The organism is Streptomyces sp. SID5910 (genome assembly GCF_009862125.1).
In the GTDB taxonomy this organism is placed as follows: Bacteria; Actinomycetota; Actinomycetes; order Streptomycetales; family Streptomycetaceae; genus Streptomyces.
In genome coordinates, this window is sequence record NZ_WWHX01001022.1 from 16,054 (window position 1) to 29,430 (window position 13,377).

Genomic DNA, 13,377 nt, shown 5'->3' on the forward strand with positions numbered 1-13,377 from the left:
TCAGGATCCGTCTCCGCGCCCGCCGGGGGCGTCCCGGCGGACCCGGACCGTCCTCACACCGTGGAGCGCCGGCGGACCGGGCGCTGTCCCATCGCCTCGTCGCGCACGCGGGCGCAGCTGCGGCTGATGAGCCGTGACACGTGCATCTGCGAGATGCCCAGGCGGTCGGCTATACGGCTCTGCGTCATGTCCTCGAAGAACCGCATGTAGAGGATGGCCCGCTCCCGTTCGGGCAGCCTGCGCAGGCCCTCCTTGGCGGACTCGCGGTCGATCACGGTGTCGTACGAGGCGTCGGCCGCGCCGAGGGTGTCCGCGAGGCTGTAGCCGTCGTCGCCGGCCGACAGTTCGGCGTCCAGCGACAGGGTGCTGAAGCTCTCCAGCGCCTCCATCCCGGCGCTGACCTCGTCCTCGGTGAGTCCCGTGTGGGCGGCGAGGGCGGCGACCGACGGTTCGGGGCTGCCCGGGCTCTGCGTGAGCTCGCGCCGGGCAACCCGGACCTTGTTGCGGAGTTCCTGGACGCGGCGGGGCACGCGCAGCGCCCACATGCGGTCGCGGAAGTGCCGCTTGACCTCGCCGGTGATGGTGGGCACGGCGTAGCTCTCGAAGGCACCGCGCTCCGGGTCGAAGCGGTCGATGGCCTTCACCAGGCCGAGCGCGGCGACCTGGCGCAGGTCCTCGATGGACTCGCCGCGGTCCCGGAAGCGGCCGGCGATCCGGTGGGCCATAGGGAGCCAGGCGGTGACGAGTTCGTCGCGGACGGCGTCCCGTTCGGGCCCGTCCTCCAGGCCCGACAGCCGCGCGAAGAGGGCGGCGGTGTCCGGGGCGTCGTCGTGCCGGCGACGGGTCGCGGCGGCAGGAGCGGCGGTGGCGTTCGCGGGCTCGGGGGTTCCGGGACGGATGGTGGGCGTTTCAATGAGCATGCGGATTCGCTCCTGAACGGTGGTCTCAGGGGAACTTTCCGCGGAAGCGGCACTGTCCGGGTCTCCACCCGGAGGGGCCGGAGCAGTCATACCGCTCCCGCTGCTGCGCCTCCGGTCCGAAGCACGAACTTGCGACTGCCCCTGCGCCGGGGGAACAAACTCCGCTTTTCGAAATGTACTCAGGACAGCGGAACGACGACGGTGATGCACTTGCCTCCGGACGGAAGATCTGCCACGCGCACGTCCTGCGCCAGCCGGCAGACGATCGGCCAGCCGCGGCCGCCGACGCGCCGGCGGCCCTGCGGGTCGGTCGGTGCCACGGCCACGGGCAGTTCGGCGCTGCGGTCGCTGACCGACAGGCGGACGCCGACGCCGTCCACGTCGACCTGGAAGTCGGTGATGCCGCCTCCGTGCAGGATGGCGTTGGTGGTCAGCTCGGAGGCGACGAGCACGGCGTCCGACAGGGCCCCCGCGTCGCACGGCACGTGGTCGGTGCGGCAGCACTCGGTGACCACGCGCTCCACCGTGCTGCGCGCCTCGGCGGGTCTGCACGGCGGGGACAGCCGGTGGCGGTCCACGCCGGACCGTTCGAGGGCGAAGGGGGTGGTGTGCCTGTCACACATCCGTCGGCTCCCTGGTCGAAGGGGTGGGGGGACGGCCGGGCCGCGCGGTGCGTCCGCGACGGACCTCATGTTTTCCGGCTGACCTCTGTCCGCACCCCCAAACCTTCGGCCCTCCTTACGGCCCAGCGGCCATCCGGGCGCCGAGCGGGGGTACGCGGAGTGCATGACGGATGTTGTGGACTCGGACGAACTGCTGCGCCGCATGCACCGCGCGAGGACCTGCGCGATGGAACAGGAACGGACGTGGCGGGCACGGAGGGAAGAACTGCGCTCGACGGACCCGGAGGCCTCCCAGGAGGCAGCGGTCCGCACGGTGGCGTACGAGGCGGTCCTGCGCGTACTGGACGAGGTCCTGACCCCGGGCCGCCGCACGGAGACCGGCTGACACCGGCGGGGCCGGCGGGCCGGGGCGGACGGAGGCATGCCCGCCGGGCCGGCAGACTGCCGTGCGGCCGGATTGATGTCGGCCCGGGGCGGGAAACCGGGGCGGCATGACTGTCGACCACAGCTGTGCGCCCGTTCTGGAAGCCCTCGTCGCGTATCGGCGCGAGGGGCGGTTGTCGTTCACGCCGCCCGGGCACAAGCAGGCGCGCGGTGCCGATCCCGCGGTGCGTGAGGTGCTGGGCGACGCCGTCTTCCTCGGTGACGTCCTGGCGACCGGCGGTCTCGACGACCGGCTCACCCGGGACCGGGTGCTCCAGCGCGCCCAGGAGCTGATGGCCGACGCGGTGCACGCCGACCACACCTTCTTCTCGACCTGCGGCAGCAGCCTGTCCGTGAAGGCGGCGATGCTCGCCGTGGCGGGCCCGCACGAGAAGCTGCTGATCGGCCGGGACGCCCACAAGTCCGTCGTGGCGGGTCTGATCCTGTCCGGCATCGAGCCGGTCTGGGTGGAGCCCCGCTGGGACGCGGAGCGCCATCTCGCCCATCCGCCGTCGGCCGAGGAGTTCGAGCGGGCGTTCACCGAGCACCCCGACGCCAAGGGCGCGCTGATCACCAGCCCGACGCCGTACGGGGCGAGCGCCGATCTGCGGGCCGTCGCCGAGGTCTGCCACCGGCGTTCCGCGCCGCTGATCGTCGACGAGGCGTGGGGGGCGCACCTGCCCTTCCACCCCGATCTGCCGTCCTGGGCGATGGACGCCGGCGCCGACATCTGCGTGACCAGCATCCACAAGATGGGCAGCGGCCTGGAGCAGGGCTCCGTGTTCCATCTGCGCGGCGACCTGGTCCCGCCGGAGCTGCTCGGCATGCGGGCGGACCTGCTGGGCACGACCAGCCCGTCGGCGCTGATCTTCGCCGGGCTGGACGGCTGGCGCCGCCAGATGGCGCTGCGGGGGCGGGAGATCATGGGCGGCGCGCTGGACCTGGTGGCCGAGGTCCGGTCGGCCGTCGAGGAGATCGACGGGATGCACGTCAACGACCGGGACGACTTCTGCGGCCCGGGGCTGGCCCACGGCTTCGACCCGCTGCCGGTCGTCATCGACCTCGACGGGCTCGGGGTGTCCGGCTACCAGGCGGCGGACTGGCTGCGCGAGCACCGCGGCATCGTGGCGCATCTGACCGACCACCGTCGCATCGGCGCCCAGGTCACCCACGGTGACGACCGGGAGACCACCGGCGAGCTGCTCTCCGCGCTGAAGGACCTCGCCCGGGCGGCGCCGGACCTGGACGCCGCGCCGCGCGTCGAGGTGCCGTCGCCGTCGGAGCTGCGGATGCCGCAGGTGATGCTGCCCCGGGACGCGTTCTTCGGGCGGGCCGAGGCCGTGCCGCTCGACCGGGCCGCGGGGCGCGTCTCCGCGGAGATGATCACGCCGTACCCGCCCGGCATCCCGGCGGTGCTGCCGGGCGAGCGGCTGACCGAGCCCGTGCTGAGGTATCTGCGCAGCGGCCTGGAGGCGGGGATGTTCCTGCCGGATCCGAGCGACCCGTCGCTGGACACGGTCAGGGTCGTCGCGGAGGACGATGGGTGACACCTCGTCACACCGGGCGACGGCCCAGTGAAACAGGTCACGTGACCGGGTTCCCGGTTTCCGGAACGCGGAGAGATGGTTTAGCGTTCATCCATACGTGGCGACGGAGTCGACGACATGTCCTCCGTGTGTCACCGCTTACGGCCCTGGCTGGCTTCCCCCGTCCAGCCAGGGCTTTTTCATGCCCTTTCTCATGCCTCGGCACCGGCTCCACGCAACCCGCACGGAATCCGTCCGGGAATCCTCGTCCGCCGAGGTGCTCACGGCGGCGGCAGCGGCTGAAATGGTGCATAGGGAAAGCACCGGAACCGAATCGTCGGCGAGGAGCCCCAGGTCATGACCAAAGCGATCAAACTGCTCACCGCCCTCCCCCCGCACCAGCGCGCCCGTCTCACGGCGCTCGCCCGCGAGGTGTCCTTCCCGGAGGACACCCGGATCTTCGAGGCCGGAGACAGGGCCGACCGCTTCTGGGTCATCCGGTCCGGCGCGGTCTCCCTGACCCAGCAGGTGACGTCCCTCCAGCGGGTGACGGTCGCCAGCCTCGGCGTCGGCGACCTGCTCGGCTGGTCCTGGCTGTTCCCGCCGTACGAGTGGGACTTCGGCGCCGAGGCCTTCAGCCCGGTCCGCGCCTACGAGTTCGACGCGGCGTCGGTGCTCGCCCTGTGCGAGGAGGACCCGCAGCTCGGGATCGTGCTGGTGCGGACCGTGGCCGAGATCCTCGCGCACCGGCTGGAGGCCACCCGCAGCCGGCTGATGGAGCACGCCGCGCTGCGGGGCCGCAGCACGCTGTGACGCGGCGTCAGACCCGGTAGCGGCGCAGCGCCGGTACGGCCGCGGCGAGGGCCAGCATCACCACGACGACGAGCAGTCCGCCGCCCGCGACCGCCTGCCGTGCGCCGAAGGCCGAACCCGCGCCGCCGTGCAGGACGTCGGCCAGACGGGGACCGCCGGCGACGACGACGGTGAAGACGCCCTGCATGCGCCCGCGCATCTCGTCGGTCGCGGCGGACAGCAGGATCGCCCCGCGGAACACCATGGAGACCATGTCGGCGATCCCGGCGACGGCGAGGAAGGCCACCGCGAGCCACAGGCTGCCGCTGAGCCCGAACCCGGCGATGGCCGCGCCCCAGACGACGACCGCGCCGATCACCATCCAGCCGTGCCGGCGCGCCCGGGAGAAGGTGCCGGAGAACAGGCCCCCGGCCACCGCGCCGATGGGGATGGCCGCGAACAGCAGGCCGAGGGCGAGCCCTTCGCCCCAGGGGGCGTACGTCTCGGCGGCGAGCTGCGGGAACAGCGCGCGGGGCATGCCGAGGACCATCGCGACGATGTCGGCCAGGAAGGAGAGCAGCAGCACCTTGTGCCCGGCGATGTAGCGGAAGCCGGCCACGACCTCGCGGACGCCCGCGCGCCGCACGGCCGTGCCCGCCAGCGGCGGCAGGGCGGGCAGCTGGTGGACCGCCCACACCGTGACGCACAGGGCCAGCGCGTCGATCAGGTACAGCTCGGGCAGGCCGATGACGGGGATGAGCGCGCCGGCGAGCAGCGGCCCGACCACCTGGCCGGTCTGCATGACGGTCGAGCCGAGCGCGTTGGCGGCGGCGAGTTCGCCGGCGGGGACCAGACGGGCGATGGAGGCGTTGCGGGCGGGGGCGTTGAGGCCCCAGAAGGCCTGTTGCAGCGCGAGCAGGAGCATCAGGACGGCCACCGACTCCAGACCGGTGACGGCCTGCACCCAGAACAGCAGCGAGGTCACGGCGATGCCGGTGTTGGTGATCAGCAGCAGCTTGCGGCGGTCCATGGTGTCGGCGACCGCGCCGCCCCACAGCGCGAACACGATCAGCGGCAGCAGTCCGGCGAGGCTCGCGGCGCCGACCCAGGCGGAGGAGCCGGTGATGTCGTAGATCTGCTTGGGCACGGCGACGGCGGTGAGCTGGCTGCCGACGGCCGTGACGATGGTCGAGGACCACAGCCTGCGGTAGGCGGGACGGCGCAGGGGGCGGGTGTCCATGGCCCAGCGGCGCCAGCCGCGCCGCCTGGCCTCGTCCGGGGCGGGGCCCGCCTTCGGGGCGGAGGCCTCGTCCGGGGATTCGGTACTGCTCTCGCTCGTGTCCACGCGCTTCCTACGTGCTCGTTACATCTTTCGATTTGGCGAGCCCACTATCGCAGCTCTGTTCGGCCGCGCCCGCACCGCGCGGCCTGTCCGGACACCGGCCCGTTCACGCGCCGGCGACGAGGGTGAGCCCGAGCACGATCATGGTGGCGGCGACCAGCCCGTCCAGGATGCGCCAGGCGGCGGGCCGGGCCAGGAAGCGGCCGAGGAAGCGGGCGCCGAACCCGAGCGCGGCGAACCAGCACAGGCTGGCGAAGGCGGCACCCAGGCCGAAGGTCCAGCGCAGCGGGCCGCGGTCGGCGGCGACGGAACCCAGCAGGAACACGGTGTCCAGATAGACGTGCGGGTTGAGCCAGGTCAGCGCCAGGCAGGTGAGCACCGCCCGCCGCCGCGAACCGGCCGCGTCGCCCTCGGCCCGCAGCGCGCCGGCCGGCCGGAACACGCGCCGGGCGGCCAGGGCGCCGTAGCAGAGCAGGAAGACTCCGCCGACCCAGGCGACCGCGGTCAGCGCGTTCGGCCAGGCCACCACCACCGCGCCGACCCCGCCGACGCCGAGGGCGATGAGGACGGCGTCGGACAGGGCGCAGATGCCGACCACGGCGAGGACGGCGTCGCGGCGGACGCCCTGCCGCAGGACGAAGGCGTTCTGGGCACCGATGGCGACGATGAGCGAGAGGCCGGTGCCGAAGCCGGCGGCCGCGGCGGACAGTGCGTTGGTCATGCCCTCGACGCTAAGCGGGACGATCACCGCAGGTACAGCTAAAGATTCTTACCTATCATTAGCTCTCCTGAAGAGAGCGAGGAGCGAGGGCGATGACGGCCACGACGGGGGCGGCGGGCGCGGCGGTGCTCGCGGATCTGCCGCTGGACCAGGTGCGCACCCTGCTGGCCGTGGTGGACGAGGGCACGTTCGACGCGGCCGCCGCCGCGCTGCACGTGACGCCGTCCGCGGTCAGCCAGCGCGTGAAGGCGCTGGAGCAGCGCACCGGGCGCGTGCTGCTGCTGCGCACCAAGCCGGTGCGGCCAACGGAGTCCGGGGCGGTGCTGGTGCGGCTGGCCCGGCAGGTGGCCCGGCTGGAGCGGGACGCGTACGCGGAGCTGGGGCTGAGCGGTGCCGGGGAGCCGACCCGGGTCTCGGTGGCCGTCAACGCCGACTCGCTCGCGACCTGGTTCCTCGGCGCGCTCACGCGGGTGTCCCAGGAGCCCCGGCTCTGTTTCGAGCTGCGCCGCGAGGACGAGGACCACACGGCGGCCCTGCTGCGCGAGGGCGTGGTGATGGCCGCGGTGACCTCCTCGCCCGATCCGGTGCCGGGCTGCACCGTCCGGTTCCTGGGGCGGATGCGCTACCGGCCCTGCGCGGCCCCCGGCTTCGCCGCCCGGCACCTGGACGGGCCGCTGCCGGGGCGGCTCGCCGAGGCGCCGGTGGTGGTCTTCGACCGGCGGGACGACTTCCAGGACGGCTTCGTGCGGCGGCTCGGGCGGGACGGGGCGGGCACGGCGCAGCACTACGTGCCGACCTCGGAGGGGTTCGTGGCGGCGGTCGCCGCCGGGCTGGGCTGGGGCATGGTGCCCGAGCCGCAGGCGGAGCCCCTGCTGCGCACCGGCCGGCTGGTCGACTTCGCGCCGGAGCGGGCGGTCGACGTGCCCCTGTACTGGCAGCAGTGGAAGCTCGACTCGCCCGCGCTGGCGGCGGTGGCCGACGCGGTGGTGACGGCGGCGGCCGGGGCGCTGCGGAGCTGAGTGCCCGACAGGTCCGGGGAAACACCGCCGGTTTCACTCCGCTGTCGACAGGTCACCCGAAACGGAGTAAGGCACTCACGAGGGCACGACTCGATTCGATCGCAGGTGACTTCTGATGGACAACTGGCGCGAGCACGCCGCGTGCCGCACGGAGGACCCGGACCTCTTCTTCCCGATCGGCACCACGGGCCCGGCCCTGCTGCAGACCGAGCAGGCCAAGGCGGTCTGCCGGCGCTGCCCGGTCCAGGAGCAGTGCCTCCAGTGGGCACTGGACACGGGACAGTCCCTCGGTGTCTGGGGCGGAACCAGTGAGACGGAGCGCCGCGCGCTCAAGCGCCGCGCGGCGGCCCGCCGGCGCGCCGGGTGAGCGCAGGCCCTCGGTGGACCCGGGGCGGTTCAGCCGGTCTGCCGGGCCGCGGCCCGGCCCGCCGCCCGGCCGGAGAACAGGCACCCGCCGAGGAAGGTGCCCTCCAGCGCGTTGTAGCCGTGCACCCCGCCGCCGCCGAAGCCGGCCACCTCGCCGGCCGCGTACAGCCCCTCGACCGGTGTGCCGTCGGCGCCCAGGGCGCGGGAGTCGAGGTCGGTCTGGATGCCGCCGAGGGTCTTGCGGGTGAGGATGTGCAGCTTGACCGCGATCAGCGGGCCCGCCGCCGGGTCGAGGACGCGGTGCGGGGCGGCCACCCGGCCGAGCCGGTCGCCGATGTAGCGGCGGGCGTTGCGGATGCCCTGGATCTGGGCGTCCTTGGCGTAGGGGTTGGCCATCTGGAGGTCCCGGGCCTCGATCTGGCGCCTGATCGAGGCGGCGTCCAGGAGCGGCTTGTCGGTGAGCCCGTTCATCCGGTCGACCAGCCCCTCCAGGTCCGGTGCGGTCACGAAGTCGGCGCCCTTGCGCAGGAAGGCGTCCACCGGGCCGGGTGCGCCCTTGCCTAGGACGCGGTCGCGCAGGAATCCGGCGCGGTCCTTGGCGGTGATGTCCGGGTTCTGCTCGGAGCCGGAGAGGGCGAACTCCTTCTCGATGATCTTCTGGGTGAGGATGAACCAGGAGTGGTCGTGGCCCACGAGGCCGTCGGCGGTGCGCAGGTGCCCGAGCGTGCCGAGGGTGTCGTAGCCGGGGAGGTACGGCGAGGGCAGGCGGCGGCCGAGGGCGTCGAACCACAGGGACGACGGTCCGGGCAGGATGCGGATGCCGTGGCCGGGCCAGATCGGGTCCCAGTTGCGCAGGCCCTCGGTGTAGTGCCACATCCGGTCGCGGTTGACGAGGCGGACGCCGGCCTCGGCGCTGATGTCGAGCATCCGCCCGTCGACGTAGGCGGGGACGCCGGTGACCATCTCGGCGGGCGGGGTGCCGAGGCGTTCGGGCCAGTGGCGGCGGACGATGTCGTGGTTCGCGCCGATGCCGCCGGAGGTGACGATCACGGCCTGGGCGGTGAGCTCGAACTCTCCGGCCGCGTCACGGCTGGAGGCGACGCCGCGCGGTGAGTCGTCGGGGGCGAGGACCGTGCCGCGCACGCCGCGCGCGGTGCCGTCCTCGACGATCAGGTGGTCGACGCGGTGACGGTGGTGGAAGGTGAGCAGCCCGTCGCGCGCGGCCTGCTGCGCGTACCGGACGAACGGCTCGACGACGCCGGTGCCGGTGCCCCAGGCGATGTGGAAGCGGGGCACCGAGTTGCCGTGGCCGCCCGCCGTGAGGTCGCCGCGCTCGGCCCAGCCGACGGTGGGCAGGAAGGTGATGCCGTGCCCGGCGAGCCAGGACCGCTTCTCCCCCGCCGCCCACTCGACGTACGCCCTCGCCCAGCGCACCGCCCAGGAGTCCTCGTCCTCGGTGCGGTCGAAGCCGGCGCTGCCCTGCCAGTCGCTCCAGGCCAGGTCGAAGGAGTCCTTGACGCCGAGGCGCCGCTGCTCTGGGGAGTCCACGAGGAAGAGGCCGCCGAAGGACCAGAAGGCCTGTCCGCCGAGGTTGGCCGCGTTCTCCTGGTCGACCAGCGCGACCCTGCGGCCCCGGCTGGTCAGCTCGTGCGCCGCGACCAGGCCCGCGAGGCCCGCTCCGACCACGATGACGTCGGCGTCCATGGCGACCGTCCCTTCCTCGTCCGTGTTGTCACGGGGTGTTGTCGGTGGTGTTGTCGGTGCTGTTGCCGGGGTTGGTCTCGGGTGTGCCGCTTCCGTCGGTGAGCAGCGCGGTGAGCAGCTGGGCCAGCCACCCGCGCGCGTGCTCGGGGTCCCGGTCGAGCAGCAGTTGCGTGGTGACGCCGTCGTACGCGGCGACCACGGCGTGCGCGGCCGCCTCGGCGCCGCCCAGCACGGCGGGCAGCGGTGTGCGGGCGTGCGTCCGGGCGAGGCGGTCGGCGATCGCGCGGCGCAGCCGCGCCCGGTGTTCCAGCAGGGTCCGCGCCACGTCGGGGTCGCGGGCCGCGTGCACGAGGAAGTCCGTCTTGACCAGGAGCCAGTCCCGGTCAAGCAGCAGTACCTCGGTGACGCGCTCGACGGCGGCCCGCACGTCCAGGTCGGGCCCGTCGAGGGCGAGGGCGCCGGCCACCTGGTCGGCGATGAGGTCGGCGCGTTCGCGGTAGAGGGCGAAGAAGAGCTCGTCGAGGCTGGCGAAGTTCGAGTAGAAGGCGCCCCGGCTGTAGCCGGCGGCCTCGCAGACCTCCTCGATCGGGACGCGGCCGAACCCCTTGACGGCGAACACGGCGAATGCCGCGTCCAGCAGGTCGGCTCGGGTCCGCGCACGGCGCCTGGTCACACGTCCGGCCGTCGCCCTCACCGCCATGCCCGCACCGCCCTCCGCCGTCGTCCCGCGCCGGTGTGCGCCCGGCTGGATACAAAAACGTATCGGATACACCCGTGTATCGAAAGAGTCCAGGCAGACTTAGAACATCTTTTCGAATACGCGTTACGCTGGTCTCATGACCAGGCACCTCCAGGCGTCCCTCTTCGACCAGACCGACGAGGTCCGGCTCGGCTCCCTCGGCGGGCTGCACCGCACCGTGCTCGGCGCGGGCGCCTGGATCGACGTGCTCCCCGGGTGGCTGAGCGGCGCCGACGCGCTGTTCGAACGGCTGGCGGCGGAGGTCCCCTGGCGGGCCGAGCGACGGGCGATGTACGACCAGGTGGTCGACGTGCCCCGCCTGCTCGCCTTCTACGGCGCCGGCGACCCGCTGCCCGACCCGGTGCTCGACGAGGCCCGGGACACACTGTCCGCGCACTACGCCGACGAGCTGGGCGAGCCGTTCACGACGGCCGGGCTGTGCCAGTACCGCGACGGCCGGGACAGCGTCGCCTGGCACGGCGACCGGACCGGGCGGGGCGCCCGGCAGGACACCATGGTCGCCATCCTCTCGGTCGGCGCGCCCCGCGACCTGCTGCTGCGCCCGGCGGGCGGGGGCGGCGACACCGTGCGCCGTCCGCTGGGCCACGGCGACCTGATCGTGATGGGCGGCTCCTGCCAGCGCACCTGGGAGCACTGCGTCCCCAAGAGCACCCGCGCCGCGGGCCCGAGGATCAGCGTCCAGTTCCGTCCGCACGGGGTGCGTTGAGCGTCGGGCACCCGCCGCGTCTGGTTGGCTGTCCCCCGTCGGCAGCCACCTGGGAATGCGGGGACACTGATGCGCGCGGACGTGCGGCACGTCGCGGACGGCACCTATCTGGTGCACGGGAGCAACACCAACTGGGTCATCCTCACCGAGGGGGACGCGGTGACCCTGATCGACACCGGCTACCCCGGTGACCGGCGGCTCCTGCTCGACTCCCTGACGGCGATCGGGAGTTCGCCCGAGGCGGTGACGGCCGTGCTGATCACCCACGCCCACAACGACCACCTGGGCTCGGCCGAGTACCTGCGCGCCGCCCACGGCACCCCCGTCCTCCTCCACGAGGCCGAAGTGCCGCACGCCCGGCGGGACTTCCTCCAGCAGGTGTCGGTCGGCGAGGTGCTGCGCAACAGCTGGCGGCCGGGCGTGCTGCCCTGGATGGTGCACGTCCTGCGCTCCGGCGGCACCGAGCAGCACCCCGTGGCCGGCCCCTCCCCGTTCCCCTCGGACGGCCCGCTCGACCTGCCGGGACGGCCCGTGCCGGTGCACACCCCCGGCCACACCGACGGGCACTGCGTCTACCACCTTCCGGACGCCGGGGTGGTCGTCTCGGGCGACGCGCTGGTCAGCGGGCACGCCATCTCCCGCGTGCGGGGGCCCCAGCTGCTGCCCCGCATGTTCGACCACGACCGGGAGCGGACGACGGCGTCCCTCGACATCATCGCGCGGCTCGACGGCGACGTACTGCTGCCCGGGCACGGGCCCCTCCACCGCGGCCCGGTGAAGGACGCCGCGCGACTGGCCCGGGAACGGACGTTCTAGAGTCGGGCCATGGCCTTGCAGATCAGCGCCACCAATCCGGAGCACCCCGCGCTCCTGCTCGAACTGCCGTGGCAGCTCCCGCTGGAGGAGTGGCCCGAGGAGTACCTCGTGCCGCTCCCCCGCGGCATCTCCCGCCACGTCGTCCGCTACGCCCGGGCCGGCGACGAGGTGATCGCCGTCAAGGAGCTGGCCGAGCGGCCCGCGCTGCGCGAGTACGGGCTGCTGCGCGACCTGGACCGGCTGGCCATCCCCGCGGTGGACGCGCTGGGCGTGGTCACCGGCCGCACCGACGACGCCGGCCGGCCGCTGGAGCCGGTGCTGATCACCCGGCACCTGGGTGGCTCCCTGCCGTACCGGTCGATGTTCGAGACGACACTGCGCCCGGCCACCATGCACCGCCTGATGGACGCCCTCGCCGTGCTGCTGGTCCGGCTGCACCTGGCCGGGTTCGCCTGGGGCGACTGCTCGCTGTCCAACACGCTCTTCCGCCGCGACGCGGGCGCCTACGCCGCCTACCTGGTGGACGCCGAGACCGGCGAGCTGCACCCGCGGCTGAGCGACGGGCAGCGCGACTACGACCTCGACCTCGCCCGGGTCAACATCAGCGGCGAACTGCTCGACCTGGAGGCGTCCGGGGCGCTGCACCCGTCCGTCGACGCCGTGGAGTTCGGCCGGGAGATCTGCGCGCGCTACGGCCGCCTGTGGCAGGAGCTGACCCGCACCTCCGTCTACCCGGCGGGCAAGCACCACTACATCGAGCGCAGGATCCGGCGGCTCAACGACCTCGGTTTCGACGTGGCCGAGATGCAGATCGAGCACGCCTCCCACGGCGACACGGTCACCTTCGTGCCCAAGGTCGTCGACGCGGGCCACCACCAGCGCCAACTGCTGCGCCTGACGGGCCTGGACGCCGAGGAGAACCAGGCCCGGCGGCTGCTCAACGACCTGGAGAGCTGGATGGCCACCCAGGACGACTACGCCCCGGGCGACCCCCTCGGCGCCCGCCCGGAGGTCCTCGCCCACCGCTGGGTGCGGGAGGTGTTCCGGCCGACCGTGCGGGCGGTGCCGGTGGAGCTGCGGGGCGCGATGGACCCGGCGGAGATCTACCACGAGCTGCTGGAGCACCGCTGGTTCCTGTCCGAGCGGGCCCAGCATGACATCGGCCTGGACACCGCGGTCCAGGACTACCTCACGAACATCCTGCCGAAGGCCCGGGAGACGCTCCAGCCCACGTCGGACTGAGCCACCCGGGCCCGGGCTCAGGCGTGCGGGACCACCGCCACGGGGCAGGCGGCGTGGTGCAGTACGCCGTGGGCCACCGAGCCGATCCGGGCGCCGACGGCGGTGCGGCGGGCGCGGCGGCCGACGACCGTCAGCTGGGCGTTCCCGGCCGCCGTCACCAGCACCTGTCCCGCGCTGCCCATCTCCACGTGCTCGACCACGGGGACGTCGGGGAAGCGCTCGCGCCACGGTGCGAGGGCTTCGGCGAGGGCCTTCTTCTCGTACTGCTCCAGGCCGCCGGCCTCGTCGGCGAGGCGCATCGAGCCGGGGCTGTAGGTGAACACCGTCGGCAGCGTCCAGGCCCGCACGGCCCGCACGGTGGCGCCGCGTGCGGCGGCGGCCTCGAAGGCGAAGCCGATCACGTCGGCGCTGTCCTCA

General features: G+C 73.5%; 15 protein-coding genes. 8 read left to right on the forward strand and 7 right to left on the reverse strand.

Features of this window, described 5'->3' with window-relative positions; genetic code table 11:
- Window positions 1-53: 53 nt before the first annotated feature.
- Both GTW67_RS35980 and GTW67_RS35985 read right to left on the reverse strand, forming a co-directional pair.
- Window positions 54-920, reverse strand: a complete 867-nt coding sequence (locus GTW67_RS35980) for a SigB/SigF/SigG family RNA polymerase sigma factor (RefSeq protein ID WP_161168907.1) — start codon at window positions 918-920, stop codon at window positions 54-56.
- 179 nt (window positions 921-1,099) lie between these two features.
- On the reverse strand, window positions 1,100-1,543 hold the full coding sequence (locus tag GTW67_RS35985) for an ATP-binding protein (protein ID WP_161168908.1): 444 nt from the start codon (window positions 1,541-1,543) through the stop codon (window positions 1,100-1,102).
- Window positions 1,544-1,706: 163 nt separating this feature from the next.
- Between GTW67_RS35985 and GTW67_RS35990 the strand changes: the two genes are divergently transcribed.
- The 3 genes from GTW67_RS35990 to GTW67_RS36000 all read left to right on the forward strand — a co-directional run bounded on the left by GTW67_RS35990 (window position 1,707) and on the right by GTW67_RS36000 (window position 4,305).
- Complete coding sequence (locus tag GTW67_RS35990; RefSeq protein ID WP_161168909.1) at window positions 1,707-1,928, forward strand: hypothetical protein; 222 nt, start codon at window positions 1,707-1,709, stop codon at window positions 1,926-1,928.
- Between the two features lie 106 nt (window positions 1,929-2,034).
- Window positions 2,035-3,513 (forward strand): aminotransferase class I/II-fold pyridoxal phosphate-dependent enzyme, encoded by a 1,479-nt coding sequence (locus GTW67_RS35995; protein ID WP_161168910.1) that lies wholly within the window; start codon window positions 2,035-2,037, stop codon window positions 3,511-3,513.
- 336 nt (window positions 3,514-3,849) lie between these two features.
- The gene (locus GTW67_RS36000; RefSeq protein ID WP_161168911.1) at window positions 3,850-4,305 is read left to right on the forward strand and encodes a cyclic nucleotide-binding domain-containing protein; all 456 of its coding nucleotides are present in this window, start codon (window positions 3,850-3,852) and stop codon (window positions 4,303-4,305) included.
- Window positions 4,306-4,312: 7 nt separating this feature from the next.
- Here GTW67_RS36000 and GTW67_RS36005 read toward each other — a convergent pair whose 3' ends face one another.
- Together GTW67_RS36005 and GTW67_RS36010 are read right to left on the reverse strand one after the other, a co-directional pair.
- The gene (locus GTW67_RS36005; RefSeq protein ID WP_161168912.1) at window positions 4,313-5,629 is read right to left on the reverse strand and encodes an MFS transporter; all 1,317 of its coding nucleotides are present in this window, start codon (window positions 5,627-5,629) and stop codon (window positions 4,313-4,315) included.
- Between the two features lie 103 nt (window positions 5,630-5,732).
- Window positions 5,733-6,347, reverse strand: coding sequence for a LysE/ArgO family amino acid transporter (locus GTW67_RS36010; protein WP_161168913.1), 615 nt, complete (start codon window positions 6,345-6,347; stop codon window positions 5,733-5,735).
- Window positions 6,348-6,439: 92 nt separating this feature from the next.
- On the opposite strand from GTW67_RS36010, the gene GTW67_RS36015 reads away from it, so the two are divergent.
- Window positions 6,440-7,366, forward strand: a complete 927-nt coding sequence (locus GTW67_RS36015; protein WP_161168914.1) for a LysR family transcriptional regulator ArgP — start codon at window positions 6,440-6,442, stop codon at window positions 7,364-7,366.
- A gap of 115 nt (window positions 7,367-7,481) precedes the next feature.
- Complete coding sequence (locus GTW67_RS36020; protein ID WP_161168915.1) at window positions 7,482-7,733, forward strand: WhiB family transcriptional regulator; 252 nt, start codon at window positions 7,482-7,484, stop codon at window positions 7,731-7,733.
- Window positions 7,734-7,762: 29 nt separating this feature from the next.
- Here GTW67_RS36020 and GTW67_RS36025 read toward each other — a convergent pair whose 3' ends face one another.
- Window positions 7,763-9,436 (reverse strand): FAD-binding dehydrogenase, encoded by a 1,674-nt coding sequence (locus GTW67_RS36025; RefSeq protein ID WP_161168916.1) that lies wholly within the window; start codon window positions 9,434-9,436, stop codon window positions 7,763-7,765.
- 28 nt (window positions 9,437-9,464) lie between these two features.
- Complete coding sequence (locus GTW67_RS36030; protein ID WP_161168917.1) at window positions 9,465-10,136, reverse strand: TetR/AcrR family transcriptional regulator; 672 nt, start codon at window positions 10,134-10,136, stop codon at window positions 9,465-9,467.
- Between the two features lie 136 nt (window positions 10,137-10,272).
- Between GTW67_RS36030 and GTW67_RS36035 the strand changes: the two genes are divergently transcribed.
- The 3 genes from GTW67_RS36035 (at window position 10,273) to GTW67_RS36045 (ending at window position 12,960) form a co-directional block, all read left to right on the forward strand.
- On the forward strand, window positions 10,273-10,902 hold the full coding sequence (locus GTW67_RS36035) for an alpha-ketoglutarate-dependent dioxygenase AlkB (protein WP_161168918.1): 630 nt from the start codon (window positions 10,273-10,275) through the stop codon (window positions 10,900-10,902).
- Window positions 10,903-10,971: 69 nt separating this feature from the next.
- Window positions 10,972-11,718, forward strand: coding sequence for an MBL fold metallo-hydrolase (locus tag GTW67_RS36040; RefSeq protein WP_161168919.1), 747 nt, complete (start codon window positions 10,972-10,974; stop codon window positions 11,716-11,718).
- Window positions 11,719-11,727: 9 nt separating this feature from the next.
- A complete protein-coding gene (locus tag GTW67_RS36045) occupies window positions 11,728-12,960 on the forward strand; it encodes a DUF4032 domain-containing protein (protein ID WP_161168920.1) in 1,233 nt (410 codons plus the stop codon).
- A gap of 17 nt (window positions 12,961-12,977) precedes the next feature.
- On the opposite strand, the gene GTW67_RS36050 is transcribed toward GTW67_RS36045, so the two are convergent.
- A partial coding sequence (locus tag GTW67_RS36050) for a universal stress protein (protein WP_161168921.1) occupies window positions 12,978-13,377 on the reverse strand: 400 nt, incomplete at its 5' end.

Coding starts and splice junctions, on each gene's coding strand:
- GTW67_RS36020 (WP_161168915.1), top strand. CDS start 7,482: ATGGACAACTGGCGCGAGCACGCCGCGTGCCGCACGGAGGACCCGGAC.
- GTW67_RS36025 (WP_161168916.1), bottom strand. CDS start 9,436: ATGGACGCCGACGTCATCGTGGTCGGAGCGGGCCTCGCGGGCCTGGTC.
- GTW67_RS36045 (WP_161168920.1), top strand. CDS start 11,728: ATGGCCTTGCAGATCAGCGCCACCAATCCGGAGCACCCCGCGCTCCTG.
- GTW67_RS35980 (WP_161168907.1), bottom strand. CDS start 920: ATGCTCATTGAAACGCCCACCATCCGTCCCGGAACCCCCGAGCCCGCG.
- GTW67_RS35990 (WP_161168909.1), top strand. CDS start 1,707: ATGACGGATGTTGTGGACTCGGACGAACTGCTGCGCCGCATGCACCGC.
- GTW67_RS36000 (WP_161168911.1), top strand. CDS start 3,850: ATGACCAAAGCGATCAAACTGCTCACCGCCCTCCCCCCGCACCAGCGC.
- GTW67_RS36035 (WP_161168918.1), top strand. CDS start 10,273: ATGACCAGGCACCTCCAGGCGTCCCTCTTCGACCAGACCGACGAGGTC.
- GTW67_RS36040 (WP_161168919.1), top strand. CDS start 10,972: ATGCGCGCGGACGTGCGGCACGTCGCGGACGGCACCTATCTGGTGCAC.
- GTW67_RS36010 (WP_161168913.1), bottom strand. CDS start 6,347: ATGACCAACGCACTGTCCGCCGCGGCCGCCGGCTTCGGCACCGGCCTC.
- GTW67_RS36030 (WP_161168917.1), bottom strand. CDS start 10,136: ATGGCGGTGAGGGCGACGGCCGGACGTGTGACCAGGCGCCGTGCGCGG.
- GTW67_RS36015 (WP_161168914.1), top strand. CDS start 6,440: ATGACGGCCACGACGGGGGCGGCGGGCGCGGCGGTGCTCGCGGATCTG.
- GTW67_RS35995 (WP_161168910.1), top strand. CDS start 2,035: ATGACTGTCGACCACAGCTGTGCGCCCGTTCTGGAAGCCCTCGTCGCG.
- GTW67_RS35985 (WP_161168908.1), bottom strand. CDS start 1,543: ATGTGTGACAGGCACACCACCCCCTTCGCCCTCGAACGGTCCGGCGTG.